Origin of the sequence: Citrobacter sp. R-1.5.2, from assembly GCF_035064245.1 — a bacterium.
Lineage (GTDB): Bacteria > Pseudomonadota > Gammaproteobacteria > Enterobacterales > Enterobacteriaceae > Citrobacter.
Genome location: NZ_JASEYC010000003.1, coordinates 24,940 through 49,417, shown reverse-complemented (window position 1 = coordinate 49,417; position 24,478 = coordinate 24,940). Strand labels below are relative to the sequence as shown.

Below are 24,478 nucleotides of genomic sequence, written 5' to 3'. Positions count from 1 at the left end.
GCACTATGTCGTTAACACAATGGGGTGCTGCACTGGTTGGGTGCGCCACCCTGTTGCTGACGGCCTGCACGGTAGTTGACCTCGACGAAAACGGCAACCCCATCATCCCGGCCGACCCACAGGCCAAAGCCAGTTTCGACAATCAAACACCCGAGCAGATCGCGCAACAAACCTGGCAATCCCGCGTCCTGGATGCGGCAAAGCAACACGCTCTGGATGCGTCAGCGCTGAGCGCACGCCTGAAGACGCCCTCACCCACCGCCGAGAGCGTATTTGTACGCCTGACCAGTCAGATTGAGAACGTCGACACCACCAATGCGCGCGAGAAAAGCATTGTGATGAGGGTCAATGACGCCCCTGTCACCATCCAAATAGGCCCGGTGATGCGCGGCAATGCCATTCGCGATGCAAGTGGGTTTAAGTTTGAAGACTTCACTAACCAGGTTCAGTTTGCCCAGCTTTCCCGGGCGTATAACCGCGAAGCGGTAAAACACTTGCCCGCAGTGGACGAAAGCTGGCAAGGGAAGCGTGCCACGGTACTGTTCGCCGTAACGCTGAGTGCTGGAAAAGCGGAAAACGCGGCAGCGTTAGCGCTAGAACAGGAGGCACACTGATGAATAATTCCTCAGCAGATGACATCATCCTGCGCACACATGCCATCTCAATGCTGTTTCCCGGCACGATTGCGCTGGACAGCGTGGATTATCAGGTGTGGCGCGGTAAGGTCAACGTGATTATTGGCGAAAACGGTGCGGGGAAATCCACGCTGATGAAGATCCTCGCCGGTGTTCAGCAGCCCAGCAGCGGCGAGATGACGCTCAATGGCAACCCTGTTCGCTTCGCCAATACCCGGGACGCCGCGGCGCACGGGATTGGTATGGTGCATCAGGAACTTAACCTGTTTGAGAATCTCACCGTCGCGGAAAATATTTTCCTTGGTCGGGAGATCCAAAAAGGCATGACCCCCATTGATGAGGCCGAACAGGAGAAGCGTACTGCGGAGCTGCTAACCCGGCTCGATCAGCCCATTTCACCCCGCGATCTGGTCGGCAATCTCAAAGTTGGACAGCAACAGTTGGTTGAAATCGCCAAAGCGTTGGCGGAGGACGCTGACATTCTAATCCTCGACGAACCCACCTCGGCGCTGAGTAAAACCGAAGTCGAGATCCTGTTTCGCGTGATTCGCGAACTGACTCGCCAGGGCGTTTCGATAATCTACATCTCTCATCGACTCGAAGAATTGATGGCGATTGGCGATGTGATCACCATTTTACGCGATGGCAAATTCCAGGCCGAAGCCAGAGTTAGCGATATCGATGTGCCGTGGATTGTGCGCGAAATGTTGGGCAGCGACCCGGTGAGTAATTTTCTTGAGCCAAGTCGCTCGTTCGGCGCGCCGGTTCTCGAAGCGGAACATATTACCTGCGTCAATGCCGCTGGCAATGCGGTGGTCAACGACGTCACCTTTAACGTCCACGCGAGCGAAATTGTCGGTATCTATGGACTGATGGGGGCCGGACGAACCGAATTGTTCGAGTGCTTGCTGGGTACTGAGCGCAACTACCTCGGTAAACTGTGGCTCGACAGCAAGCCAGTTCCACAGCGCTTAACCACCGCCGACCGCATTCGTATGGGAATGAGTCTGGTACCGGAAGATCGCAAGCGCACAGGCATTTTCCCCATTTCTTCTGTTGCCAGCAATCTGACTATTGCCAGCCTGTGGCGTCGCCTGCAGCGCGGTTTTGCCATCGCCCGCAAAGATGAGGAGGCCGTCGTCGCCAGCACAATTGGTAATTTGTCGATCAAAGTGTCTTCACCGGATGTTGAAATCCAGGCCCTGAGCGGGGGTAACCAGCAGAAAGTGGTGATTGGTCGCTCCCTACTTACCAATCCCAAAATTCTGTTCCTTGATGAGCCCACACGCGGCATTGACGTTGGCGCGAAAGCCGATGTGTTTCGCATGATGGTACAGCTTTCACAACAGGGTATTGCCGTTGTCTTCTCCACCTCGGATTTAAAAGAAATTATGGCGGTATCTGACCGCATTCTGGTGATGTCTGGCGGCAAGCTCACGGCCGATATTACTCGCGATCGTGCCGAAGAATCGGAGCTGGTCACCGCAAGTGCTCAGGGGTTCTGACATGAAAACACTACAATCTGCCGTCGTCGCACCGCGAGCCGGTGTCACCTTCTCGCGGGAAAATATCCTGCTGCTGATCCTGAAATTACGTACCTTTATTGCGCTGTTTCTGATCGTCGGATTTTTTGCCTTCACCGTCCCCGGATTCCTCTCTGGCAGCAGCATGGTCATTATGATCAAGCACATCGCCATTAACGCGTTTCTGGCGCTGGGAATCACCTTTGTCATTATTACTGCCGGCATTGATCTCTCGATTGGCGCTACGCTTGGGCTGTGCGGCATGATTGCCGGATGGCTGATCACCAAAGGCATTGTATTGCCCATGTTTGGCATCGCTATCTTCCCCAGCGTCTGGGTGATTGTACCTGTCGTACTGCTGATTGGCGGATTGATTGGCGCAGCAAATGGCTGGATTATTACGCGCTATAACGTCGCACCTTTTATTTGTACGCTGGGCACCATGTACGTATTGCGCGGCGCGGCGATGCTGACCTCTGACGGACAAACATTCCCCGGACTTTCCGGCAATCCACAGTTGGGTAACACCGGTTTTGATGAAATTGGCGCGGGAACTCTGTTTGGTATTCCGTGGGCCATCTGGATGATGATTGTGCTGGCGCTGGTTATTGCCTACGTTGCCCGCCGTCTGCCCTTTGGCCGCCACGTGTACGCCATCGGCGATAATGAACGCGCTGCTGAACTGTCCGGCGTAAAAGTGAGGCAGGTAAAAATCTGGGTGTACACCCTGTCTGGACTATGTGCTGCAATTGCCGGAATAGTTGTTTCAGCACAACTTTCCGCCAGTCATCCGGCCAACGGTACAGCATTTGAGATGAACGCCATTGCCGCCGTTGTACTTGGTGGTACGTCGCTGGCCGGCGGTCGTGGCACCATCTTAGGCACGTTGATTGGCGCTTTCGTTATCGGTTTTCTGGCCGATGGTCTGGTGATGATGGGCGTCAGCGAGTTCTGGCAAATGGTGATTAAGGGCATCGTGATTATTGTCGCGGTCATTATCGACCAGATGCAAAACCGGATGCAGCAAAAAGCCGCAGTGGTTGCGCAAAAGGCGGCGATGGAAAGTCAGTAGCCCTGAAATTACGCCTGATGGCACTGCGCTTATCAGGCCCAGGTCGTGTATGACATATGGGCCTGATAATGCGCCGCCATCCGGCAGTGGGGAAATTTTATTTCATGACGGCTTCAGCCTGCCCTGCCGAAACCTTATCATCCAGTTTAAACATCATCAGCAATCCCAAACTAATGGCATGGAAAATTGCAGGGATCCCGGCAATTAAGAACATAATCGCCGTCATCGTTTCCGATGACACCGCCTCACCCGCTTTGTAACCGCTAAGGGAGAGCACTAGCCCAACCATCCCACCCGCCAGCGCCAGACCAACCTTCATCGAAAAGAGCGTACCGGCAGCGACAGCCCCAGACATTCTGACGCCGGATTTGTCTTCACAATAGTCGGCACAATCAGAAGGCAGCGCCCAGGCAGTAATCGAGCCAAGTTCAGCCATCAATACCGACAGCACCAGTAGAACACATGCCAGTGAGATTTGTTCAGGGTTAACGAAATAGAGACATAATGCCGCCACGCCACCGCCCAGTTGTGCCACCTTCAGCGTACCTAATTTCGAGAGTTTGTTGCGCTTAATCAGTTGAATAGCAATCATCGGCGCAATGATCCCCGCAATCGCTGTAGCCGAAAGCAGACCAGAAACAAAGCCATCCCCACGATTCAGGAAATACTTCACAAAATAAATAGTCACACTGCCTTTAATTACAAAAGCAATGGAGCTGGTAATTTTGAACAGATAGAAAACAACCACCGGTTTCGCTTTCAGCATAATTCCCAGTTGTTTGGTAAACGGGACTTTATCCGTTTCCACGCTAACCTGATATCGCTCCTTTGTTCCCCAGAAACAGAGCAGCATAAATGCCGTGGCCAGTACGGCAATAAAGCTCATCGCCATCATGTAGGCGCGTGCTTCATCGGTTTTTCCATACCAGGCGACGAAAATCGGCACTACCATTGAGCAGATAAGAAAGGCCATTTTAGCCAGTGGGAAACGCCAGGAGTTGGCGCTTAAACGATCCATGGGATCGGCGGTGAGTGTCGTCAACAACGCCACATACGGCACCACTGTGGAGGCATACATCAGGATCAGAAATAGATAGGTAATCACTGCATAGACTAGCTTTCCAGTGGGTGAAAAGTCCGGCGCCAGAAAGACTAAAAAACAGGAAATACCATAAGGGATCGCCAACCAAAGCAAAAAAGGACGATACGAGCCGTGCTTTGTCCGCGTGCGATCGGAGATATTACCGATAAATGGATCATAGAAGGCATCAACCAGACGGGCAACAATAAACAATATCCCCATCGCCGCTGCCGAAATCCCTAAAACATCGGTATAAAAATAGGGCAAAAACATCATCGTCATCCCAAGAAAAATGTTCGCTGACGAATCACCTAACCCATAACAGATCTTCTCTTTGATACTCAATTTATGCTGTTGCTTCATGAGAAACCCTCTTTATGAATATATATTCATTATCGAATTACTATTCACATAAAGGTTAAGCCCACGAATTTAGCGCTGGCAAGTAGTTAGTCGTGACATTGTTACCAGTATCACAATTAACCTCATTCTTTTGCTCCTAACCGCGCCGTCATCTAGTGGCGAAATGTCATCTTATTAATAAACAAGACGTTTATGCTGGCTGGCCGTTTCTCCCGTCATTCAGATAACGCTTACTCTTTTCAGCCTCACAGTAAAAATCTCACAGTAATCAGCAGAAATGGCGGCGTTTTTGTGATCGTCTGCTCATTTATTCGCCTTAACAGTGGAATGTTAACGGTAACCTCACTTACCCTCATCGTGAATATAAAATCACAATGGAATATATATTCCAAAAGAGAGGTGCTATGAGCGAACAAAGTATTGCCCTGTGGGGGCGGTTTGAGTATCAGGTCACGGACGTTGACGATCCTCGCCATTTTACCGACACCGAGCTATCAGCCACCTTTACCTGCGGTGAAGAATCCCGCACGGTTTGGGGCTTTTACAACGGTAACGGTCAGTTCATACTGCGCTTTATGCCGGATATCCCCGGCGTCTGGCACTATCGCATCAGCTCAAATATTCCTTCGCAGTCCCCTGTCGAAGGAACGTTTACCTGCGTCCCTGAAACACAGTTAACCGGCCCGGTACAGCGTGATGGCGACGGGCACTTCCGCTATGCCAATGGCAATGCGTTTTATCCTTTTGGTACCACGGCCTACGTCTGGAACTATCAACCGGACGATATACAGCAACAAACGCTGGCATCGCTGGCGGCGAGTCCGTTCAATAAAATTCGCATGTGCGTATTTCCTAAACACTATCGCTACAATCTGCAGGAACCGATGCGCTTCCCCTTTCCGGGTACCCTCGACCAAGGATTTGATTTTACCCGCTTCGATACCACCTTTTTTGCCCAGTTGGAGAGTCAAATACAAAAGCTGGATGAACTGAATATTGAGGTGGATTTGATCCTCTTTCATCCGTACGACCGCTGGGGATTTTCCGCCATGTCGCAGGAGACCGATCGCCGCTATCTCCGCTACGTGGTGGCACGCCTCGCATCGTTTAAAAATATTTGGTGGTCGCTGGCCAATGAGTTCGACCTGCTGAAAGAAAAACCGATGTCATTCTGGGATGCCGCCATAGCGCAAATCAAACGAGAGGATCCCTCTTCGCACATGATCTCCATTCATAACTGGCACAACCCGCCGATCCACTACCGCTCAAATGCGCACTGGTACGATCATCACAATCCCGCGCTCACCCACGCCAGCATCCAGCATCACGATATGCACTTTGTCCCGGAATGGCGGCAGACATTTGCCAAACCCATTGTCATTGACGAATGCTGCTATGAAGGCAATGTCGATCTCGGTTGGGGCAATATCACCGGAGAAAAAATGACTGCATTGTTCTGGCATGGCGTAATACTCGGCGGCTATGTCACTCACGGCGAAACATACCTGAATGAAGATGAGATTATTTGGTGGTCACATGGCGGCACGCTCAAAGGAGCAAGCATCCCGCGCATCGCTTTTTTGCGCAACATCCTTGAGGAAGGGCAGGCCAAACGCCTGGCGCCGCACCCGTGGGGCAGCCACTGGGATACGTCGATGGGGATAAGCTGCGAGGGCAACTGGGGACTGTTCTATTTTGGCGAACATTGCCCTGCCTACAAGATGATGACTATGTTGCCGGAGAATACGGCGTGGAAGGTCGATATCATTGATACCTGGGCCATGACGATCACGCCGGTTGCGGGGGTTATTCAACACGGTGACAAGCTGGATCTACCGGCTAAGCCATGGATTGCTCTACGCTTAACAAAACTCTGATGACTACAGCCAGCCTCAGGGGCTGGCGATAACTTGACTCGCCGCGGCGTCACCCTTTAACCAGATTGCGCGCTGTCGGGTAGTCGGTGATCAGTACGTCGATATAATTCCCCTGCAGCGCGCCACGGATCGCATTCTGTTTTTCTACCCCGCCCGCCAACGCTATCACATGGTTGCAGTCGCGGATCTGCGCCAGCTCCATGCCGATAACCGGGTCTTCCTCATGGCTGAGTACCGGATTGCCTGCCGCGTCGTAATAATGCAGACAGATATCCCCGACCGCGCCGCGTTCGGCCAGCAGTCGCAGCATCTCTTCGTTGTAATAGTTTCCAGAATTTTTCAGCAATTGAGAAGGTTCCAGCTCCCCGATGCCGACAATCGCCACATCCACTTCAGCAAATTTTTCGACGACCGCCGCCACGTCCGGGCTGTTAACCAGCCGAGAACGTTCTTCCACCGAATGCTCAATACTTTGAGAAGGCAACAGCCAGGCCGGGCAGCCGAGGTGTGCCGCCAGCTGTTGCGTCAGAATCGTGGCCTGCACGTTGCCGTTTGGCCCCACGCCGCCCAGTAATTGGATCACGCCTGCCGCCCGAATATTTTGCGGGTGCATTTCATCAACCATGCAGCGAATGGTGCTACTCCAGGAGGAAATACCGACCAGGTCTTCGGCACGCAGACGAGTTTCAACGTAATGTGCCGCCGCACTGCCAATGGCATGCTTAATTTGCGTACTGCTGGGGTTGTCGCCAACATCCACGACTATCGCCTGGCGAAGACCAAACCGCTCTTCAATGGCTTTTTCCAGCTCGACAAAGATATTGGTCGGCTGTACGACGGTGATTTTCACCAGCCCTTCTTTCTGACAACGCGTCAAGGCACGGGAGACAAAGGACTGCGACAAATGCAGCAGCGTGGCGATTTCAGACTGTTTTTTATTTTCGGCGTAGTAAAGTGTGGCTATCTTAACCAGCAACCGCTGTTCATCCTGCTTTGACATAGCATTCCCCCTGGTAAACTGCCTGTTATTTTTATTCATACCTGAATAGATAACAAGTCATCTGCGCCTTTCCGGTTATCGCGTTAGTGTGATCCTTTTCTCTTTTCGCCAAAAATTGCTGCTACAAGGCGTAGACAAACCCTCAGACAAGGCATATCTTTATATCATGAATAATAAATCAGTAGTGAATATTTATTCTAACCGATAACGACCAACTGTTTTAGCTGCATATTACGCAGTGGATAGCGAGACAGTTGCACTACTGCACCCACATGGAATATTTATTCACTAAGGATTAAACATTCAAGAGGTGTCTTATGAATCCGTTTTCGCTCTCAATACCAGAGCTAGTCAAGAAAGCACGTGCGGTACGTCGTCGCATTATCGTGTTGAATGCAGAAAGCCCCGCGGGGGGACATACCGGCGCTGACCTGTCGCAGGTCGAACTGCTGACAGCACTCTATTTTCGTATCCTGAATTGCTCACCAGAGCTTATAGCAAGCGATGAGCGCGACATCTACATCCAGTCGAAAGGTCATGCAGTGGGCGGTTACTACTGCGTGCTGGCTGAGGCTGGTTTTATTCCCGTGGACTGGCTGGCGACCTATCAGCACGCCGATTCACACCTGCCGGGCCATCCGGTGAAACACAAAACGCCAGGGATCGAACTGAATACCGGAGCGCTCGGTCACGGTCTGCCGGTCGCCGTGGGCATTGCGCTGGCAGCTAAACGTAACAACAGCAAGCGCCGGGTGTTTGTCGTTACCGGTGATGGTGAACTGGCAGAAGGAAGCAACTGGGAAGCCGCACTGGTCGCCGCCCACTACAAGCTGGATAACCTGATTATCATCAACGACAAAAATAACCTCCAACTTGCCGGCGCAACCAAAGAGATCATGAACACAGATCCACTGGATGAGAAATGGCGTGCCTTCGGTATGCAGGTCACAGAGTGCCGCGGTAATGATATGAGTGATGTGGTGCGCACGCTGGAAGGGTTAACCCCGGAAGGTAAACCGCACGTCGTCATTGCCCACACCACCAAAGGGGCCGGGATCTCCTTTATTCAAGGCCGCCCGGAATGGCACCACCGCGTGCCAAAAGGGGAAGAAGTTGAACTGGCGCTGGAGGAACTGAAAGATGCGTAATAGTGAACACCTCGCCACCGTGATGGTGAATACCTTAATTGCCGCAGTCGAGCGCGGAATGGACGTTGTACCCGTCGTTGCTGACTCCACGTCTACGGCGAAAATCGCCCCGTTTATGAAGGAATTTCCCGGTCGTCTGGTCAACGTGGGTATCGCCGAACAGACGCTGGTTGGCGCCGCCGCCGGCCTGGCGCTGGGGGGCAAAATCGCCGTCACCTGTAATGCCGCTCCGTTCCTTATTTCGCGGGCCAATGAGCAAATCAAAGTCGACATTTGCTACAACAATACCAACGTGAAGCTGATCGGCCTGAACGCGGGCGCCAGCTACGGCCCCCTTGCCAGCACGCATCACAGTATTGATGACATTTCCGTTTTGCGCGGTTTTGGCAATATTGAAATTTACGCCCCGTCCTGCCCAGTGGAATGCCGGCAGATTATCGACTATGCCTTAAGCCACGTCGGCCCGGTTTATGTTCGCCTCGACGGAAAAGCCTTACCGGAACTGCACGACGAAAATTACCAGTTCACCCCGGGTAATATCGATATTCTGCGGAAAGGAAAAGATGTCGCGCTGGTCGCGATGGGCTCAACCGTCCATGAAATTGTCGAGGCTGCCACAGTGCTGGAACAGGCAGGTATTGATGCTAGCGTAATCAGTGTACCGTCAATTCGTCCCTGCAATACCCAACAGCTTTTGGCAGCAATCGCCCACTGCAAGGCCGTGGTCAGTGTGGAAGAGCATAACATTAATGGTGGCGTGGGAAGCCTGGTGGCGGAAGTACTGGCAGAAGCTGGCTGTGCCATTCCGCTGCGCCGACTCGGCATTGGCGATGGTCAATATGCCATTGCGGCCGACCGGGCGGCAACGCGTGCCCGCCACGAAATTGACGCCGCTGGCGTCGTGAAAAACGCCGCCGCGCTGTTGCAGCGCCACACGATAAAACAATAACAACAGAACACTTATTGGAGAAAGCGATGTCACGAATTCCTCAACAGCTGACCATGGCGGTGATTATTGGCAATCGGGGATTTTTCCCAAGCTATCTGGTTGCTGAAGCCCGCGAACAAGCCAGCGCGCTCTTTGCGCGACTGGGCATTAAAACCATTATGCTCGACGATACGCAAACGGAACTCGGCGGGGTAGAAACCCGCCAGGATGCGAAAGTGTGCGCCGAACTTTTCCGCGCTCACCGCGACGACATTCACGGCGTGGTAGTGCTGTTGCCGAACTTTGGCGATGAAAAAGCAATAGCCGAAACGCTGCGCCTGTCTGGCCTGAATGTCCCGGTACTGGTTCAGGCGCAGGAAGATAACCTTGATAAAATGGGGCTTGCCACTCGCCGTGACAGCTTCTGCGGAAAAATCTCCCTGTGCAATAACCTGCGTCAGTACGGCATTCCATTTACACTCACCACCCAGCATGTCTGCGATCTGGCCGGTGAGGTTTTTGCTCAGGATCTGAAACGTTTCGAACAGATTTGCCGTGTTGTCAGCAGCATGCGTGGCGTACGCGTCGGCGCTATCGGTGCTCGTCCGGCTGGATTCAATACCGTTCGCTACAGCGAAAAACTACTCGAAAGACTGGGTATCGCCGTTGAAACACTGGATCTGTCTGAAGTCTTTACCCGCATCAAATGTCTGCGCGATGACGATATCCGCGTGGATGAAAAACGTCGTCTGCTGCTGGATAACGCCGATGCCAGCGCCATTCCCGCCGACAAACTCGTCACAATGGCAAAACTGTTTGTCGTCATCAGCGAATGGGTCATCGCTAACGATATAGATACCACAGCGATCCAGTGCTGGACTTCGCTGCAGGAAAATTTAGGTATCAACGTATGCTCAATTATGAGCGTGATGTCCGGGCAGTTAATGCCCAGCGCCTGCGAAGTGGATGTGATGGGCGCGCTGTCAATGTACACCCTCGCCAGCAGCAACTTAAGCCCGGCTTCTATTGCCGACTGGAATAACAATTTCGGCGACGAGCGTGATAAATGTGTGCTTTTTCACTGCGGTAACTTTGCATCAGCCAGTCTGGAAAACCCCAAAATGGGCACAGCGGATATCATCGGTACCACCGTTGGGAAAGAGAACACCTGCGGTGCAGTACATGGACGCATGAAAAGCGGCACGCTGACCTATTTCCGCCTGAGCACCGACGATTTAACCGGTGAAATCAAAGCGTACGTCGGTGAAGGCCAATCGGTAGACGACCCGCTGGATACGGTTGGCTGTCGTGCAGTAATCCAGGTGCCGCATCTGGAGAATTTACTGGCGTGGATCTGTCGTAACGGTTTTGAGCATCACGTGGCAATGAACCATTCCGCCAGCGCCGAGGTGCTGCATGAAGCCTTCACCCGCTATCTCGGGGTGGATACGTTGTTCCATCGCTAATACTCAGGGAAACAGAGAGGCTGGAGAAAACGATGTCAGCAACGAAAGACATTATTATTGCGCTTGATGAAGGCACCACCAATGCCAAAGCCGTTGCGCTGGACGGTCGGGGAAATGTGGTCGCGAAGTTCTCCCGCGCGCTGGCGATCCACACGCCTCGCGAAGGCTGGGTTGAACAGTCCGGCGACGCGCTGCTGGAGGCCTCTCTGGCTGTAATGGCGCAAGCAGTTGCCGCCGTAGGTACGCAGCGGGTGGCGGCGCTGGCGATCAGTAATCAGCGAGAAACGGCAATCGGCTGGTATCGCGCAAGCGGGCGTCCGATCGGCCCCGCCATTACCTGGCAATGCTCGCGCACGGCTGACTTTTGCCGGGCGTTGCGCGAGCAAGGTCATGAGGCGAAAATAAAATCCACCACCGGATTGCCCGTCGCCCCGCTCTTTTCCGCCTCTAAAATGCGCTGGCTTCTGGAGTCCGTCCCCAACGGCATGGCGCTCGCGCAGCAAGGCGAAATTTGCCTCGGCACTATCGATAGCTGGTTACTGTGGAATCTTACCGGAGGTGCGGCGTTTCGTTGTGACGCCTCCAACGCTTCGCGCACGCAGTTGCTCAATCTACATAGCGGCCAATGGGATAGCGAGATGCTGGCGCTGTTTGGTATCCCGCAACAGGCGCTGCCAGAAGTTTGCCCTTCCAGTCATCATTTTGGCGTGACGAAAGCTCTGGCGACCATCCCCGATGGGATCCCCATTCTGGCGATGATTGGCGATTCTCATGCCGCGCTCTTTGCCCACGGGCTAGGTGCTGAAGGTTGTGTTAAAGCGACCTATGGCACCGGCTCATCGGTGATGGCTCCGGTATCTTCAACGCAGTCTGCGGTGAATGCGCTGGCAACAACTATTGCCTGGCATGATGGCGATATCCGGGTCTATGGTCTGGAAGGCAATATTCCCCATACCGGCGATGCTGTGGCCTGGATGGCCGACAGTACCGGCTTAAGCGAACTGCCGGAGGAGCAACTGTTACATGAGCTCAATACTCTGCCCGCCACGGTCGATTCGACGCTGGGCGTCTATTTTGTTCCGGCACTTACCGGGCTGGGCGCGCCCTGGTGGGATGAAAGCGCCCGGGGGTTAATTCATGGCCTCAGCCGCGGCGTGAAACGCGCGCATCTGGTGCGCGCCGCGCTGGAGTCTATTACCTATCAAATTGCCGATGTCGTACAAGCGATGCACCAGCACAGCGGTTTCAACCTCAGCGCGCTGATGGTTGATGGCGGGCCGACAAAAAATGATTGGCTGATGCAGTACCAGTCCGATCTGCTGGGTTGCCCGGTGATGCGCAGCGACATTCCCGAGCTTTCAGCCATTGGCGCCGGACTGCTGGCACGCAAGGCGCTGCTCGGTACAGAAACCGCTCAGCTACGCCATTTTTTGCCCGACCACATATCATTTCAGCCAAACGCAGAGCGTCACGGTCGATTGCAAAAACGCTGGCACGAGTGGCAAAGCGCCGTTGAGCGTACGCGCTGGCAAACACCTTAGCGAGTCAGCAATCATGATAAATTCGCCCGCAGTCACGACTGAGTGTGGGCGCTAATCGCGAACAAAGTCACCAATCGCCAGATAGGTGGCTTTTGCTTCCTGCAGAACTTTGTCCTCCAGCATCAGATAAGCATGCGTCATCCCAGGAAAGTGAACATGCTGTACGGGTATCCTCTCAGCTTGCAGTCTGGCGACAAAAGCAAAATTCTCATCCCGTAAAGGATCCAACCCACCACTGGCTACCAGAGTGGGTGGAAAATCCTGGCTCAACGGCAGGTAAAGCGGAGACGTCTGTTTACGATCTTCTCCATTGCGGAAATATTGCTGAAAATACCAGCGTATTTTGCTTTCATCCAGTAGCTTTTCTGCGCCGTTCTCCTGCACCGACGGCCAGTTCAGCGTGTAGTCCAGGCTCGGATAAATCAGCACCAGGCGATGAATAAATCCTGGCTGCTCGCGGGAAAAGTAGGCCGCCAGCGTCGCGCTAAATGCGCCGCCACCGCTGTCGCCGATAAGCGTGAGCTGGCGGCTGTAAGGAATATGCTGACTTTCGAGCAGCGACCAGACGTTTTCTATTACGGCTTTTGCATCGGAAAGACCAGCCGGATACGGGTTTTCTGGCGCACGTCGATAATCAACCGACACAACGATATTCCCTGTCGCCATCGCCAGATGACGGGTAACCGGATCATACACGTCCACCGAACCGCTCAGATGCCCACCGCCATGGATAAACACCACCACCTTCGGCTCTCCGGTCAGTGCCGGGCGATAAATCCGTACCGGGATGCGACGCTCTCCGGTATCCACTTCAGTATTGATAATCGCCGCCATCGGTTCTGAGGTGGACACATTTGCTTTTGTCAGTGCTGCTAACCCTGCTCTTGAGCTGAGCGTGTCGTAGCAAAGGTTGGGATTGCGAGGTTGTGCTGCGAGTAAATCAGCCAGAAGCGCGGGCGGTGTTTGCGTCAGCGAGCCGTGTTCCTGTTGCCAGCGCTGTTGATAACCTTGCTGTTGCATCTGCACAGTCTCAGCGTTGGCTGTCTCACAGGAAAAGCACTCTGCCATCGACTGGCGTTGCCGTCCGTTTTCATCAAAGTTGTCGACAGCCAGCCAACGCTGCAAAACAGCGTCACGCTGTGGCCACTCATCGTCAATCATTGATAGCCAGTCGCTGTCGCGGTTGCGCCCCTTACGCACCATTTTCTGGCGAAAGCGCCCTTCATGGATAAACCCTAAACGCTCCGCCGCACGGCGGGATGCGACGTTCAGGGAATCGCATTTCCACTCCACGCGGCGATAGCCCAGCGCAAACGCCTGGCGCAGCAACAGCCAGACGGTTTCTGTACCCAGTACCGTATTCTTCATTCGTGGCGACCAGGTCACATGGCCTATCTCGACCGAGCCATTTACAAGGTCGATCGCCATAAATGAGACTAACCCCACGGCGCGCCCGGATTGTAAATCAATCACCGCATAGGGAACCAAAGAGGCATCCGTTGATTTGCCCGTGACCCAGCGCGCGGCCTCTTCTACGCTCGCAGGACGCGTGCTGGCAAGCCAGGTCCAGTCACGTTCGTCAGGTGCCTGCGCGTAGGCGTCAAACAAATCGGCGGCATGGCGGTCAGCGTCCAGGGGCTCCAGACGGCAATATTGTCCAATAAGCACACTCCGTGGCAGCGCGGTTGCGCCATTCCAGTCCGGCAGGGCATCACCCACCGTCTGCCCATACAGATTTATCTCTGGCACTGTTCAACCCCTGTTATGCAAGCAAAAACCACGTTATAGCACCCGCCATTTCACCTTCAAAGCACTGGTCAGGGATTTTTCACGCAGAACAGAAAATCGCCGCCCCTTCTATACTGATTAGAAATCAACGCTCAGGAGAACACGATGTCACTACCCGATTTTCATGTTTCTGACCCCTTTACGTTAGGCATTGAACTGGAAATGCAGGTAATCAATCCTCCGGGCTACGATCTGAGCCAGGACGCGTCCAGGTTGATTGACGCCGTGAAGTCAGAACTCACTGTCGGCGAGGTGAAGCACGATATCACCGAAAGTATGCTGGAAATGGCGACCGGGGTGTGTCGCGATGTTGACCAGGCGGCCGCGCAGTTTTCCACCATGCAGCACCTTGTTTTGCACGCAGCCCAAACGCTCCACCTCGAAATCTGCGGCGGTGGTACGCACCCGTTTCAAACATGGCAGCGTCAGGAAGTGTGTGATGACGAACGCTATCGGCGGAACCTGGAGAACTTCGGCTACCTTATTCAACAGGCAACGGTTTTCGGTCAGCATGTTCATATCGGCTGCGCCAACGGTGACGATGCAATTTACCTGCTGCACGGCCTGTCGCGATTTGTCCCCCACTTTATTGCGCTCTCTGCAGCCTCACCCTATATGCAGGCCGCCGATACACGATTTGCCTGTGCACGGCTGAACATTTTCTCCGGATTTCCTGATAATGGCCCGATGCCGTGGGTGAGCAACTGGCAGGAATTTACCGGGCTCTTTCGCCGACTGGCGTACACCAGCATGATTGACAGCATTAAAGATTTGCACTGGGATATTCGCCCCAGTCCACATTTTGGCACGGTAGAGGTGCGGGTGATGGACACCCCGCTGACCCTTGAGCACGCACTTAACATAGCTGGGCTTATTCAGGCTACCGCCCACTGGTTACTCACCGAACGGCCATTCAGGCATCAGGAAAATGATTATCTGTTGTACACGTTCAACCGTTTTCAGGCCTGTCGTTTTGGTATGGAAGGAAGACTTACCGACGTGAATACCGGGGATCACCATCGCCTGGCGGATGACACGCTACGCTTACTGGACACTGTCGCAGCGTCGGCGGAAAAAGTGGGAGCTGTCAGTGCCATAAACACCTTACATCAGCAGGTAAGAAAGGGGCACAATGAGGTCCGGCACATGCGTGATTTTGTGGCAAACGGTGGCTCGCTGAGTGGACTGGTGAAAAAACACTGTGAGATCTGGGCGGGACATTAAGCGCGACGTTTGCGTTAACCAACGATATCCCCGACAATGGCTTTTTAACTCAAGTTTAACAATGTCATGAAACACCCGCTTGAATCACTGATGACCGCCGCCGGGATACTGCTGCTGGCTCTGCTTTCCTGTCTGCTGCTGCCCGCCCCTTCGCTTGGCCTGGTGTTGGCGCAAAAGTTAGTCACAACCTTCCATTTAATGGATCTTAACCAGTTTTATACTTTGTTGTTTTGTTTGTGGTTCTTGCTTCTCGGGGTGATTGAGTATTTTGTACTACGCTTCATCTGGCGGCGTTGGTTCTCGCTGGCAGAATAGACCCGCGAGAACCCGTATACCGTTAATGTGTGCGGCTGTGATTTTCTTTACGATACGCCCCAGGCGGCTGGCTAAACGTACGGGTAAAAATACGCGTGAAAGTCTGCTGCGAATCGAAACCATACTTCAGGCAGATATCGTAAACTTTTTGGTCGGTATCGCGCAGATCGCGTGCCGCTAATAATAGCTTACGTTCACGGATATAACGCCCGAGGCTCTCGCCTTTGTACTGCAGAAAAAGGCGTTGCAGATGCCATTTTGAATACCCCGCATGGCGCGCAATATCATCAATGCGCAAAGGTTGATTCAAATTATCATCAATCCATTCAACAATCGTATCAATTACCTGAGCAGAAATCGTCATCATGCTCTCCCCTCTGTTCATTGCGTTGCCTGCTGCCACCAGGCCGTAAACTGTTGGTCCGGTTCGGACAGTGCTACCGGCTCACCCAGCATTGGCGTCAGCAATCGGTAATGTTGGCGGCGACTGGCAAGTGCCAGTCTTTTGTAAGGATCATCCCAGGTGTGTTTTGCCAGAACGAAGCGACCCGCATGTCCGGGTAATACCGCTTTCGCGTGGAGATCGGCTGCGGCCTGGGCGGTCTCTTCCGGCATCATATGAATGAACTTCCAGTCCTGGTCATACTGGCCATTTTCCATGATTGCCAAATCGACCTTGCCAAACTGCTCGCCAATCGCTTTAAAATGCGGCCCGTAGCCAGAGTCGCCGCTGTAGTAAACATTCTGTTCCGGCGTTTCAAACATGAAACTGGCCCACAGCGTTTGGTTACGTTTAATCCCCCGGCCAGAAAAATGGCGGGCAGGCAGGACATGGACGATCAGTGAATCCGTCACTTTGACGGATTGATTCCAGTCGCGTTCCTCAATGATCTCGCTGTTCATTCCCCAGTAACGCAGGTGCGATCCCACGCCAAGTGGCGTAATCACGCGCTTAATCTTCGGCATCAGGGCCTTGATGGTGGCGAGATCCAGATGGTCGTAGTGATCATGCGAGATAATAAGAAGATCGATCTCCGGCATCGTCTGCGCGGTCCACGGATACTCACCGGCAAAAGCTTTATTCAGGAATGAAAACGGTGCGGCATAATTGCTCAACACCGGATCAATAAGAATACGCTGGCCTGCCAACTGTAAATACCACGAGGAATGCCCCAGCCAGACAAGGGTATCCTGCTGTGGCGATAAACTGGCAAGATCGGTCGCAACCAGTGGTAACGGCTGCGCGGGTCGCGCGTTTTCTCGCTTCGCGACCAGAAACTCCCACCAGGCCGCCAACATACCTTTGTTGCCGGTATAGCCCGGGGTCGGCACCTGATTATGAAACTGTCCATCACGATAGTGTGGCGACTGTTCAACCTGACTCAGTTGTGCTCCTTGCGGCGCCTGACCAAATCCGGCATTGAATACAAACGGTAAACTTGCTGCTGCGGCAATGAGCATAATAACAACCACACAAACTGTGAGACGCTTCATATCCTGACCTTAAACGCGCTCCCTTTCCGCTGGGTTGCGCGACTGACTCTTGATTATGAGTGAGTAAGCACTCATTATAGAAATCGAAAGTTTGTCGTCAAGATGATTTTCAATCTTTGACATTCGCCGTTGCGGTGCTGCAAAGGCCGTGATTCAATCCTATTTTTTTACAGACTTAGGGGTAAAGTGTAGTGGCTCGTCCGAAGAGTGAAGACAAAAAACAGGCATTACTGGAAGCTGCAACCACAGCATTTGCACAATCAGGTATTGCGGCCTCTACCGCCGTTATTGCCCGAAATGCAGGTGTCGCAGAGGGAACGTTGTTTCGCTATTTCGCAACAAAAGATGATCTGATCAACGAGCTTTACCTCCATTTAAAGCAAGATCTCTGCCAGTCGATGATGGCAAATCTGGATCGCTCAGTAACCGATGCCAAAACCATGACTCACTACATCTGGAACAGCTACATCAGTTGGGGTCTGAACCATACTTGTGGACATCGCACTATCCGCCAACTGGCCGTCAGCGAGAAAATCAGCAAAGAAACCGAACAGCAGGCTGACGATATGTTCCCGGAACTGCGCGATTTATGTCATCGTTCCGTTCGCCCTGAATTTATGTCTGACGAATATCGTGCCTTCGGTGATGGGCTTTTTCTTTCACTTGCAGAGACAACCATGGAATTCGCCGCCCGCGATCCTGCCCGCGCGAATGAATATATTTCGATGGGGTTTGAGGCCATGTGGCGCGCACTGACCCGCGAGGAAAAATAATGGACGGCCAAACGCTGCATGCTTGTGCTAAACGTATCGCACTCGAACTCCCTTTTACCGAGCAATGCTGGCCGTTCGGCCCGGAATACGATGTCTTCAAAGTTGGCGGTAAGATTTTTATGCTTGTCTCAGAGCAGCGCGGTCGTCCGTTGGTGAATTTGAAGTCAGACCCACAAAAATCACTGCTGAATCAGCAGATTTACCGCAGTATCGAACCGGGCTATCACATGAATAAAAAGCACTGGATATCCGTCTACCCCGGCGATGATATTAGCGAGTCATTACTGACCGACCTGGTGAACGACTCATGGCATCGGGTGGTAGACGGCCTGCCTAAGCGGGATCAAAAACGCCTGCGGCCTGGCTGATTTATCGTTAGCGTCGATAAGTGTTTTTGCATTTTTCGGTCTTATCATTTTCCCGCTAACCCTGTACCCTGCTGAAACAAAACGCACCCGCAGGGTACGAAAAACCACCAGGAGTAGTTATGGATATTATTTCTGTCGCCTTAAAACGTTACTCCACTAAGGCATTTGATCCGAATAAAAAACTGACCGCTGAGCAAGCAGAAAAATTAAAAACACTGCTGCAGTTTAGTCCGTCCAGTACCAACTCTCAGCCGTGGCACTTTATCGTTGCCAGCACTGACGAAGGAAAAGCACGGGTGGCTAAATCCGCAGCCGGCGGCTTTGTGTTCAACGAACGTAAAATGCTGGATGCTTCCCACGTCGTGGTGTTCTGCGCCAAAACGGCGATGGACGATGCGTGGCTGGAACGCGTGGTGGATCAAGAAGAGCGCGATGGACGCTTTGCTACCCCAGAAGCCAAAGCGGCAAACCACAAAGGTCGTACATTCTTTGCCGACCTGCACCGCAAGGAACTGAAAGACGACAACCACTGGATGGCGAAACAGGTGTACCTGAACGTCGGTAACTTCCTGCTGGGTGTGGCGGCGATGGGTCTGGATGCTGTACCGATTGAAGGCTTTGATGCGGACATCATGGATGCAGAATTTGGCCTGAAAGAAAAAGGTTACACCAGCGTTGTTGTGGTCCCAGTGGGCCATCACAGCGTAGAAGACTTCAACGCTGCCCTGCCAAAATCACGTCTGCCGCAAGAAACGACGCTGACAGAAGTCTGATCCCCACATTTGCATAAGCTCCACACAGCGGTCATCATAGACCGCTGTTTATTAAGGAGACATTATGCAGGAATTGATATCTCAGGTTGAAGAACTCGGCATTGAAATAAATCACACCACCTCGCTGGTGATGATTTTTGGCATTATTTTTATCACCGCCATTATTGTTCACGTTATTTTGCACTGGGTGGTATTACGCGCATTTGAAAAGCGCGCCAACGCCAGCTCCCGCCTGTGGCTACAAATCATCACGCAGAACAAATTATTTCACCGACTGGCATTCACCCTGCAGGGTATCATTGTCAATATACAGGCCGCACTCTGGCTACAGAAAGGCAGTGAAGCCGCAGAAATATTAGTGACCTGCGCGCAGTTGTGGATCATGATGTACGCCCTGCTGTCTTTATTCTCCCTGCTGGACGTGATTCTCAATCTGTCGCAAAAACTCCCTGCCGCATCACAACTGCCGTTGAAAGGAATATTTCAGGGCATCAAGCTAATTGGCGCAATTATCGTCGGAATATTGATGATTTCCCTGCTGATTGGCCAGTCCCCGGCGATACTGATCAGCGGTCTGGGTGCGATGGCCGCCGTCTTAATGTTGGTATTTAAAGATCCGATCCTCGGACTGGTCGCCGGTATTCAGCTTTCAGCCAACGATATGCTCAAGCTGGGCGACTGGCTGGAAATGCCGAAATACGGTGCCGATGGCGCGGTTATTGATATTGGCTTAACCACGGTAAAAGTACGCAACTGGGATAACACCATCACCACTATCCCCACCTGGTCGCTGGTATCAGACTCGTTTAAAAACTGGAGCGGGATGTCGGCTTCCGGTGGTCGACGCATTAAACGTAGCATCAGCATCGATGCCACCAGCATTCATTTTCTCGATGAAGATGAACGCCAGCGATTGCATAAAGCGCATCTGCTGAAACCCTATTTAACCACGCGTCACCAGGAAATCAGCGAGTGGAACCAGCAATTAGATGCGCCTGAGTCCGTATTGAATCATCGCCAGATGACCAATATCGGCACCTTCCGCGCTTATCTGAACGAATATTTACGCCACCACCCGCGCATTCGCAAAGATATGACATTAATGGTGCGCCAGCTTGCACCCGATGACCACGGTTTACCGATTGAAATTTATGCGTTTACCAATACGGTGGTATGGCTGGAATATGAAAGTATTCAGGCTGATATCTTCGACCATATTTTTGCCGTCGTCGAAGAGTTTGGCTTACGCATTCATCAATCCCCTACCGGAAATGATATTCGTGCACTGGCAGGTGTCTTTCAGCGTTAATCGGTAGCATGAAGAAAGAACCGATCTCATCACCAGGATGAGATCGGTTAGATATTAGCGAGACTTGCGACGCAGCAGTTTGAATGCCACGAACAGGAACAGGATCCACACCGGCAGCAGGATAGCGGACAGGCGCATATCATCCATAGTGCACATCAGCACCAGAATCATGCCGAGGAAGGCGATACACACGTAGTTACCCGCCGGATACAGCAACGCTTTAAACTGAGTATCACGCCCTTTACGACGCATTGCTGCCCGGAAACGCAGGTGCGCCAGACAGATCATAATCCAGTTCAATAGCAGCGTCGCAACCACCAGCGCCATCAACAGGCTGAAGGCTTTTTGCGGCAACACATAGTTGATCAGCACCACCAGCGACGTAATCGCGCCGGACAGAATCAATGAATTCACCGGTACGCCACGACGGCTGACCCGGGTTAAGAATTTCGGTGCATTTCCCTGTACCGACAAGCCAAACAGCATACGGCTGTTCGAATAAACACCGCTGTTGTAGACCGACAGCGAAGCCACCAGAATGACAAAATTCAGCGCAGATGCCACCACGTTACTGTCAAGATTATGGAAAATCATCACGAACGGGCTGCTATTCGATTTTACTTCCACCCACGGATACAGCGCCAACAGCACCACCAGTGAGCCGATGTAAAACAGCAAAATACGATACACCACCTGGTTTACCGCTTTCGGAATGCTTTTTTGCGGGTCCTGCGCTTCGGCAGCGGTAATCCCGATCAGTTCCAGACCACCAAACGAGAACATAATTACCGCCAACGACAGGATCAGTCCGTTCCAGCCAGTCGCGAAAAAGCCGTTATAACGCCACAGGTTATCGATGCTTGCATGTTCGCCACCGTTGCCGGAAAACAGCATCCAGATACCAAAGCCAATCATGCCGATAATCGCCAGGACTTTGATCAGCGCAAACCAAAATTCCGTTTCGCCATACAGACGCACGTTGACCAGGTTGACCGCATTGATAATCACGAAGAAAGCCGCGGCCCAAATCCAGGTTGGGACATCAGGCAGCCAGTACTGCATATAAATTCCGGCAGCGGTGAGTTCTGCCATGCCAACCAGCACAAACATCACCCAGTAGTTCCAACCAGACAAGAAACCGGCGAACGGCCCCCAGTATTTATAGGCAAAGTGGGCAAACGATCCTGAAACGGGTTCTTCAACCACCATTTCGCCCAACTGGCGCATAATCAGAAACGCGATGATCCCGGCAACACCGTAACCGAGTAATACAGCAGGTCCCGCCATCTGAATAGCCGGGCCGATTCCCAGAAACAAGCCTGTACCAATTGCGCCGCCCAGCGCAATTAACTGAATATGGCGGTTTTGCAACCCCCGCTGAAGCGTCGGTTCATTCGTCGACGCGGCATCGGACACGCTGGTGTCAGATGCAGTTGACGCGTTTTTCACGCCCTACCCCTGTGTGGTTTTTATTGAAGGGGCTTCTTTTAACATTTCAACCTGGTTGTCGCAAGGCGCAATCGTTTGGATACGCCGGGCATCCTTGCCCAACGCACCGAGGCCCAGGAAAAAAAATCAGAAGTCGTAACTGACGGAAACCTTCAGCGTGCGTGGCTCACCCTGGAACAGATAAGTCCCGGTATCATCAATACCTGACCAGTAATTCTCGTTGGTGACGTTATCGACCCCTGCACGCAAAATCATCTGGTTCTGGTTTTGATTGAGTGACATACGGTAACGCACACCTAAATCCAGTGTGGTAAAACTGTCGAGTTTCTTGGTATTTGCCGCATTGGCATACTGAGCGCCAGAATGGTTCAACCGTGCCGTCGCGGTGAGTCCTTCAACCGGTTTAATATCATATTCAGCCCCCAGCACCGCATAGAAGTCCGGTACGCCGATTGCCGTGTTACCGTCGTTGACGCCGTTTTGATTTTTACTGAGCGTCGCATCCAGCCACGTTGCACTGGCGTTCAGCCGCAATCCTAACACCGGCTCACCAAAAACATTCAGCTCCACGCCACGGTTACGCTGCTCACCGTTGATTGCGTAATACCGGGTCTGGCTATCCAACTGCGCAACCGGCATTTTGATTTCAAACAGCGCCAGTGAACCGCCTACACGCCCAAAGTCTGTTTTGACCCCAACCTCATTCTGTTTTGCATGGATGATTCCGGTGCTTTGACCGTAGTTCACCGCACTACTTGGCGCGGTGCTGCCTGGCTGTAGTGATTCGGTATGGTTCGCGTAAAAAGAGAGTTCCTGCCACGGCTTATATACAACACCGTACGTCGGCATCCAGCGGCTGTCATCAAAACTGTTCTTAACGTTTTCAGCGCCAGTTTCTTTGTTGTAATCACGTACCACGACCTTTTGGTGACGTGCGCCGACAGTAAACAGAAGCTGATCATCAAGTACGCCCAACGTATCGCTGAGTAACCACCCCTGACTACGCGTACGTCCACTGGTTAGCGGATCGCTGTAGTTACCTCCCGTTGCCGTCACCGCGGGTTTTGCTACATCTTGCGTATCGTAGATATTGACGTCCGGACGTGCGGCACGTGACCCCATGCGCCAGGCGATTTTGTCTTCTTTAGTGACGGCGGAATAACCTACGTTCACCTTATGCGAAACAAAGCCCGTATCAAAATTCCCGCGCAGCCCTGCCATCCCACTGAACGCATCAATAATACGATTGGTATCAAGGCGTCCGGCTTTCGCATCACCGGCCTGGTTGTATATTTCCGGGGCACTGTACAAGCCAATCTCATGCGCGTGCTGCGCACCCAGACCGGCATAAGCGGTCCAGTTATCAGTCAGATCATATTCCGTGCGCGCCATTCCGAACTCATTTTCAATATCGCTATAGCCCCATCTCTGGCTATAGTTGTGCGTATTTTTCGGCAAATCGGGGACAAATGGCACATAGTAGACATTGATTCCCATGTTGCCGCCGTGAAACGTCTTTTTCTGATACCCAACGTCTAATGAACTGCGGAAACGGTCGCCACGGTAATCCAGCCCCAGCGATGCCAGCGTAGTACGACGTTTATCGTCGTCTACCGCCCCCTCCCCTTCACGATGCAACAGATTCACACGGGCGCCGACCTGGTTATTGTCACCAAAACGGCGTCCGGCATCGAGCGACGTTCCCACCTGTGAGTCACTGGTGTAATCCATACCGAGGCGTGTGATCGGCGTATCGTCTGCATGCTTGGGTTCAAGATTAATCATCCCGCCAACGCCGCTACCGGCCGCGCCATTGAGCAATCCATTCGCACCTTTAAAGATTTCAACGCGATCGATCATCTGTGTATCCACCACCTGACGCGGCAGCACACCGGATAATCCACCAAAAGTCATATCATCGCCGTCAAGTTTCAGACCGCGAATACGGTATGTCTCTGCGTAGTTACCGTAGCCTTGTACCGCCTGCACGCTCGCGTCATTGGCGACAACATCGGCTACGGTCTTAGCTTGCTGATCTTCGACCAGTTTTGAGGTGTAGCTTATAACGTTAAATGGCACATCCATGGCATTTTGCTGACCAAGCATCCCGAGCCTACCGCCATTGGCAACCTGACCGTCGAGAAAAGCAGGCAGTAACGTATCACCACCGGGTTTAAAATCACGTCCCTCTGCAGCCTGTACCACAATGGTCTCTTCCGCTTCTGTCGGGGTCTCAGCAGCATTTACCGTACCGGAAAGCGCGCCAATAGTAGCGGCCAGCACCGTTTTTCTCATTAAGTGTGCGTATGTTTTAGTGTTGTCCATAGCCATGCCATTAAAAGTCTGACGAC

20 protein-coding genes and 2 pseudogenes are annotated in these 24,478 nt (G+C 52.6%); 14 read left to right on the top strand and 8 right to left on the bottom strand.

Annotated elements, in window-relative coordinates; translation table 11 throughout:
* Positions 1-5 precede the first annotated feature (5 nt).
* Genes QMN38_RS07165 through QMN38_RS07155 form a run of 3 tightly spaced genes read left to right on the top strand, consistent with a single transcriptional unit; the run spans position 6 to position 3,230 of the window.
* Entirely contained in the window at positions 6-614 is a 609-nt protein-coding gene (locus QMN38_RS07165) for a DUF2291 family protein (RefSeq protein WP_271455025.1), read from the top strand.
* Positions 614-2,140: a sugar ABC transporter ATP-binding protein gene (locus QMN38_RS07160; RefSeq protein WP_323604762.1), complete on the top strand. Its 1,527-nt coding sequence runs from the start codon at positions 614-616 to the stop codon at positions 2,138-2,140. The genes QMN38_RS07165 and QMN38_RS07160 overlap by 1 nt, the downstream gene beginning before the upstream one ends.
* 1 nt (position 2,141) lies before the next feature.
* The gene (locus QMN38_RS07155; protein ID WP_323604761.1) at positions 2,142-3,230 is read left to right on the top strand and encodes an ABC transporter permease; all 1,089 of its coding nucleotides are present in this window, start codon (positions 2,142-2,144) and stop codon (positions 3,228-3,230) included.
* 97 nt (positions 3,231-3,327) lie between these two features.
* On the opposite strand, the gene QMN38_RS07150 is transcribed toward QMN38_RS07155, so the two are convergent.
* Positions 3,328-4,674, bottom strand: coding sequence for a glycoside-pentoside-hexuronide (GPH):cation symporter (locus tag QMN38_RS07150; RefSeq protein ID WP_063940731.1), 1,347 nt, complete (start codon positions 4,672-4,674; stop codon positions 3,328-3,330).
* Between the two features lie 404 nt (positions 4,675-5,078).
* Between QMN38_RS07150 and QMN38_RS07145 the strand changes: the two genes are divergently transcribed.
* Positions 5,079-6,551, top strand: coding sequence for an apiosidase-like domain-containing protein (locus tag QMN38_RS07145; protein ID WP_323604760.1), 1,473 nt, complete (start codon positions 5,079-5,081; stop codon positions 6,549-6,551).
* Between the two features lie 49 nt (positions 6,552-6,600).
* Here the strand turns inward: QMN38_RS07145 and QMN38_RS07140 are convergent, their stop codons facing one another.
* Positions 6,601-7,551, bottom strand: coding sequence for a sugar-binding transcriptional regulator (locus tag QMN38_RS07140; RefSeq protein WP_048214728.1), 951 nt, complete (start codon positions 7,549-7,551; stop codon positions 6,601-6,603).
* Between the two features lie 317 nt (positions 7,552-7,868).
* On the opposite strand from QMN38_RS07140, the gene QMN38_RS07135 reads away from it, so the two are divergent.
* The 4 genes from QMN38_RS07135 to QMN38_RS07120 are packed head-to-tail and all read left to right on the top strand — an operon-like array spanning position 7,869 to position 12,634.
* Positions 7,869-8,699, top strand: a complete 831-nt coding sequence (locus QMN38_RS07135) for a transketolase (protein WP_032942640.1) — start codon at positions 7,869-7,871, stop codon at positions 8,697-8,699.
* On the top strand, positions 8,692-9,648 hold the full coding sequence (locus QMN38_RS07130; RefSeq protein ID WP_323604759.1) for a transketolase family protein: 957 nt from the start codon (positions 8,692-8,694) through the stop codon (positions 9,646-9,648). Before QMN38_RS07135 ends, QMN38_RS07130 begins: the two co-directional genes overlap by 8 nt.
* A gap of 26 nt (positions 9,649-9,674) precedes the next feature.
* The gene (locus QMN38_RS07125) at positions 9,675-11,093 is read left to right on the top strand and encodes an L-fucose/L-arabinose isomerase family protein (RefSeq protein WP_323604758.1); all 1,419 of its coding nucleotides are present in this window, start codon (positions 9,675-9,677) and stop codon (positions 11,091-11,093) included.
* 32 nt (positions 11,094-11,125) lie between these two features.
* Positions 11,126-12,634 carry an FGGY family carbohydrate kinase gene (locus QMN38_RS07120; RefSeq protein WP_323604757.1) on the top strand — a complete coding sequence of 503 codons (1,509 nt, stop codon included), beginning with the start codon at positions 11,126-11,128 and terminating at the stop codon, positions 12,632-12,634.
* 51 nt (positions 12,635-12,685) lie between these two features.
* Here QMN38_RS07120 and QMN38_RS07115 read toward each other — a convergent pair.
* Both QMN38_RS07115 and QMN38_RS07110 read right to left on the bottom strand, forming a co-directional pair.
* Positions 12,686-13,399 (bottom strand): annotated as a pseudogene (locus QMN38_RS07115) (alpha/beta hydrolase); the annotation flags it as partial.
* A gap of 294 nt (positions 13,400-13,693) precedes the next feature.
* Positions 13,694-14,383, bottom strand: a pseudogene (locus QMN38_RS07110) (GNAT family N-acetyltransferase); the annotation flags it as partial.
* A 144-nt stretch (positions 14,384-14,527) separates the two neighbouring features.
* Between QMN38_RS07110 and QMN38_RS07105 the strand changes: the two are divergent.
* Positions 14,528-15,646, top strand: a complete 1,119-nt coding sequence (locus tag QMN38_RS07105; RefSeq protein WP_323604756.1) for a YbdK family carboxylate-amine ligase — start codon at positions 14,528-14,530, stop codon at positions 15,644-15,646.
* 66 nt (positions 15,647-15,712) lie between these two features.
* The gene (locus tag QMN38_RS07100; protein WP_005122002.1) at positions 15,713-15,961 is read left to right on the top strand and encodes a DUF1158 family protein; all 249 of its coding nucleotides are present in this window, start codon (positions 15,713-15,715) and stop codon (positions 15,959-15,961) included.
* A 22-nt stretch (positions 15,962-15,983) separates the two neighbouring features.
* Here the strand turns inward: QMN38_RS07100 and QMN38_RS07095 are convergent, their stop codons facing one another.
* Together QMN38_RS07095 and QMN38_RS07090 are read right to left on the bottom strand one after the other, a co-directional pair.
* Positions 15,984-16,325: a RamA family antibiotic efflux transcriptional regulator gene (locus QMN38_RS07095; protein ID WP_005122005.1), complete on the bottom strand. Its 342-nt coding sequence runs from the start codon at positions 16,323-16,325 to the stop codon at positions 15,984-15,986.
* Between the two features lie 17 nt (positions 16,326-16,342).
* Positions 16,343-17,455, bottom strand: a complete 1,113-nt coding sequence (locus QMN38_RS07090; RefSeq protein ID WP_271455384.1) for an MBL fold metallo-hydrolase — start codon at positions 17,453-17,455, stop codon at positions 16,343-16,345.
* A gap of 191 nt (positions 17,456-17,646) precedes the next feature.
* Between QMN38_RS07090 and QMN38_RS07085 the strand changes: the two genes are divergently transcribed.
* The 4 genes from QMN38_RS07085 to QMN38_RS07070 all read left to right on the top strand — a co-directional run bounded on the left by QMN38_RS07085 (position 17,647) and on the right by QMN38_RS07070 (position 20,678).
* Entirely contained in the window at positions 17,647-18,228 is a 582-nt protein-coding gene (locus tag QMN38_RS07085) for a TetR/AcrR family transcriptional regulator (protein ID WP_271450152.1), read from the top strand.
* Entirely contained in the window at positions 18,228-18,596 is a 369-nt protein-coding gene (locus tag QMN38_RS07080) for an MmcQ/YjbR family DNA-binding protein (protein WP_323604755.1), read from the top strand. Before QMN38_RS07085 ends, QMN38_RS07080 begins: the two co-directional genes overlap by 1 nt.
* A 119-nt stretch (positions 18,597-18,715) precedes the next feature.
* Entirely contained in the window at positions 18,716-19,369 is a 654-nt protein-coding gene (gene nfsB / locus QMN38_RS07075) for an oxygen-insensitive NAD(P)H nitroreductase (RefSeq protein ID WP_323604754.1), read from the top strand.
* Between the two features lie 64 nt (positions 19,370-19,433).
* Complete coding sequence (locus tag QMN38_RS07070; protein ID WP_202039199.1) at positions 19,434-20,678, top strand: mechanosensitive ion channel family protein; 1,245 nt, start codon at positions 19,434-19,436, stop codon at positions 20,676-20,678.
* A 54-nt stretch (positions 20,679-20,732) separates the two neighbouring features.
* On the opposite strand, the gene pheP is transcribed toward QMN38_RS07070, so the two are convergent.
* Together pheP and QMN38_RS07060 are read right to left on the bottom strand one after the other, a co-directional pair.
* Positions 20,733-22,127 (bottom strand): phenylalanine transporter, encoded by a 1,395-nt coding sequence (gene pheP, locus QMN38_RS07065; RefSeq protein ID WP_137384554.1) that lies wholly within the window; start codon positions 22,125-22,127, stop codon positions 20,733-20,735.
* 126 nt (positions 22,128-22,253) lie between these two features.
* Entirely contained in the window at positions 22,254-24,452 is a 2,199-nt protein-coding gene (locus QMN38_RS07060; protein WP_271441912.1) for a TonB-dependent receptor, read from the bottom strand.
* Positions 24,453-24,478 lie beyond the last annotated feature (26 nt).

Bases quoted from the DNA above. Each gene is read 5' to 3' on its own strand.
- QMN38_RS07135 (WP_032942640.1), top strand. From the start codon at position 7,869: ATGAATCCGTTTTCGCTCTCAATACCAGAGCTAGTCAAGAAAGCACGT.
- nfsB (WP_323604754.1), top strand. From the start codon at position 18,716: ATGGATATTATTTCTGTCGCCTTAAAACGTTACTCCACTAAGGCATTT.
- QMN38_RS07100 (WP_005122002.1), top strand. From the start codon at position 15,713: ATGAAACACCCGCTTGAATCACTGATGACCGCCGCCGGGATACTGCTG.
- QMN38_RS07080 (WP_323604755.1), top strand. From the start codon at position 18,228: ATGGACGGCCAAACGCTGCATGCTTGTGCTAAACGTATCGCACTCGAA.
- QMN38_RS07140 (WP_048214728.1), bottom strand. From the start codon at position 7,551: ATGTCAAAGCAGGATGAACAGCGGTTGCTGGTTAAGATAGCCACACTT.
- QMN38_RS07095 (WP_005122005.1), bottom strand. From the start codon at position 16,325: ATGACGATTTCTGCTCAGGTAATTGATACGATTGTTGAATGGATTGAT.
- QMN38_RS07145 (WP_323604760.1), top strand. From the start codon at position 5,079: ATGAGCGAACAAAGTATTGCCCTGTGGGGGCGGTTTGAGTATCAGGTC.
- QMN38_RS07165 (WP_271455025.1), top strand. From the start codon at position 6: ATGTCGTTAACACAATGGGGTGCTGCACTGGTTGGGTGCGCCACCCTG.
- QMN38_RS07150 (WP_063940731.1), bottom strand. From the start codon at position 4,674: ATGAAGCAACAGCATAAATTGAGTATCAAAGAGAAGATCTGTTATGGG.
- QMN38_RS07160 (WP_323604762.1), top strand. From the start codon at position 614: ATGAATAATTCCTCAGCAGATGACATCATCCTGCGCACACATGCCATC.
- QMN38_RS07090 (WP_271455384.1), bottom strand. From the start codon at position 17,455: ATGAAGCGTCTCACAGTTTGTGTGGTTGTTATTATGCTCATTGCCGCA.
- QMN38_RS07155 (WP_323604761.1), top strand. From the start codon at position 2,142: ATGAAAACACTACAATCTGCCGTCGTCGCACCGCGAGCCGGTGTCACC.
- QMN38_RS07060 (WP_271441912.1), bottom strand. From the start codon at position 24,452: ATGGACAACACTAAAACATACGCACACTTAATGAGAAAAACGGTGCTG.
- QMN38_RS07130 (WP_323604759.1), top strand. From the start codon at position 8,692: ATGCGTAATAGTGAACACCTCGCCACCGTGATGGTGAATACCTTAATT.
- QMN38_RS07125 (WP_323604758.1), top strand. From the start codon at position 9,675: ATGTCACGAATTCCTCAACAGCTGACCATGGCGGTGATTATTGGCAAT.
- QMN38_RS07120 (WP_323604757.1), top strand. From the start codon at position 11,126: ATGTCAGCAACGAAAGACATTATTATTGCGCTTGATGAAGGCACCACC.
- QMN38_RS07070 (WP_202039199.1), top strand. From the start codon at position 19,434: ATGCAGGAATTGATATCTCAGGTTGAAGAACTCGGCATTGAAATAAAT.
- QMN38_RS07105 (WP_323604756.1), top strand. From the start codon at position 14,528: ATGTCACTACCCGATTTTCATGTTTCTGACCCCTTTACGTTAGGCATT.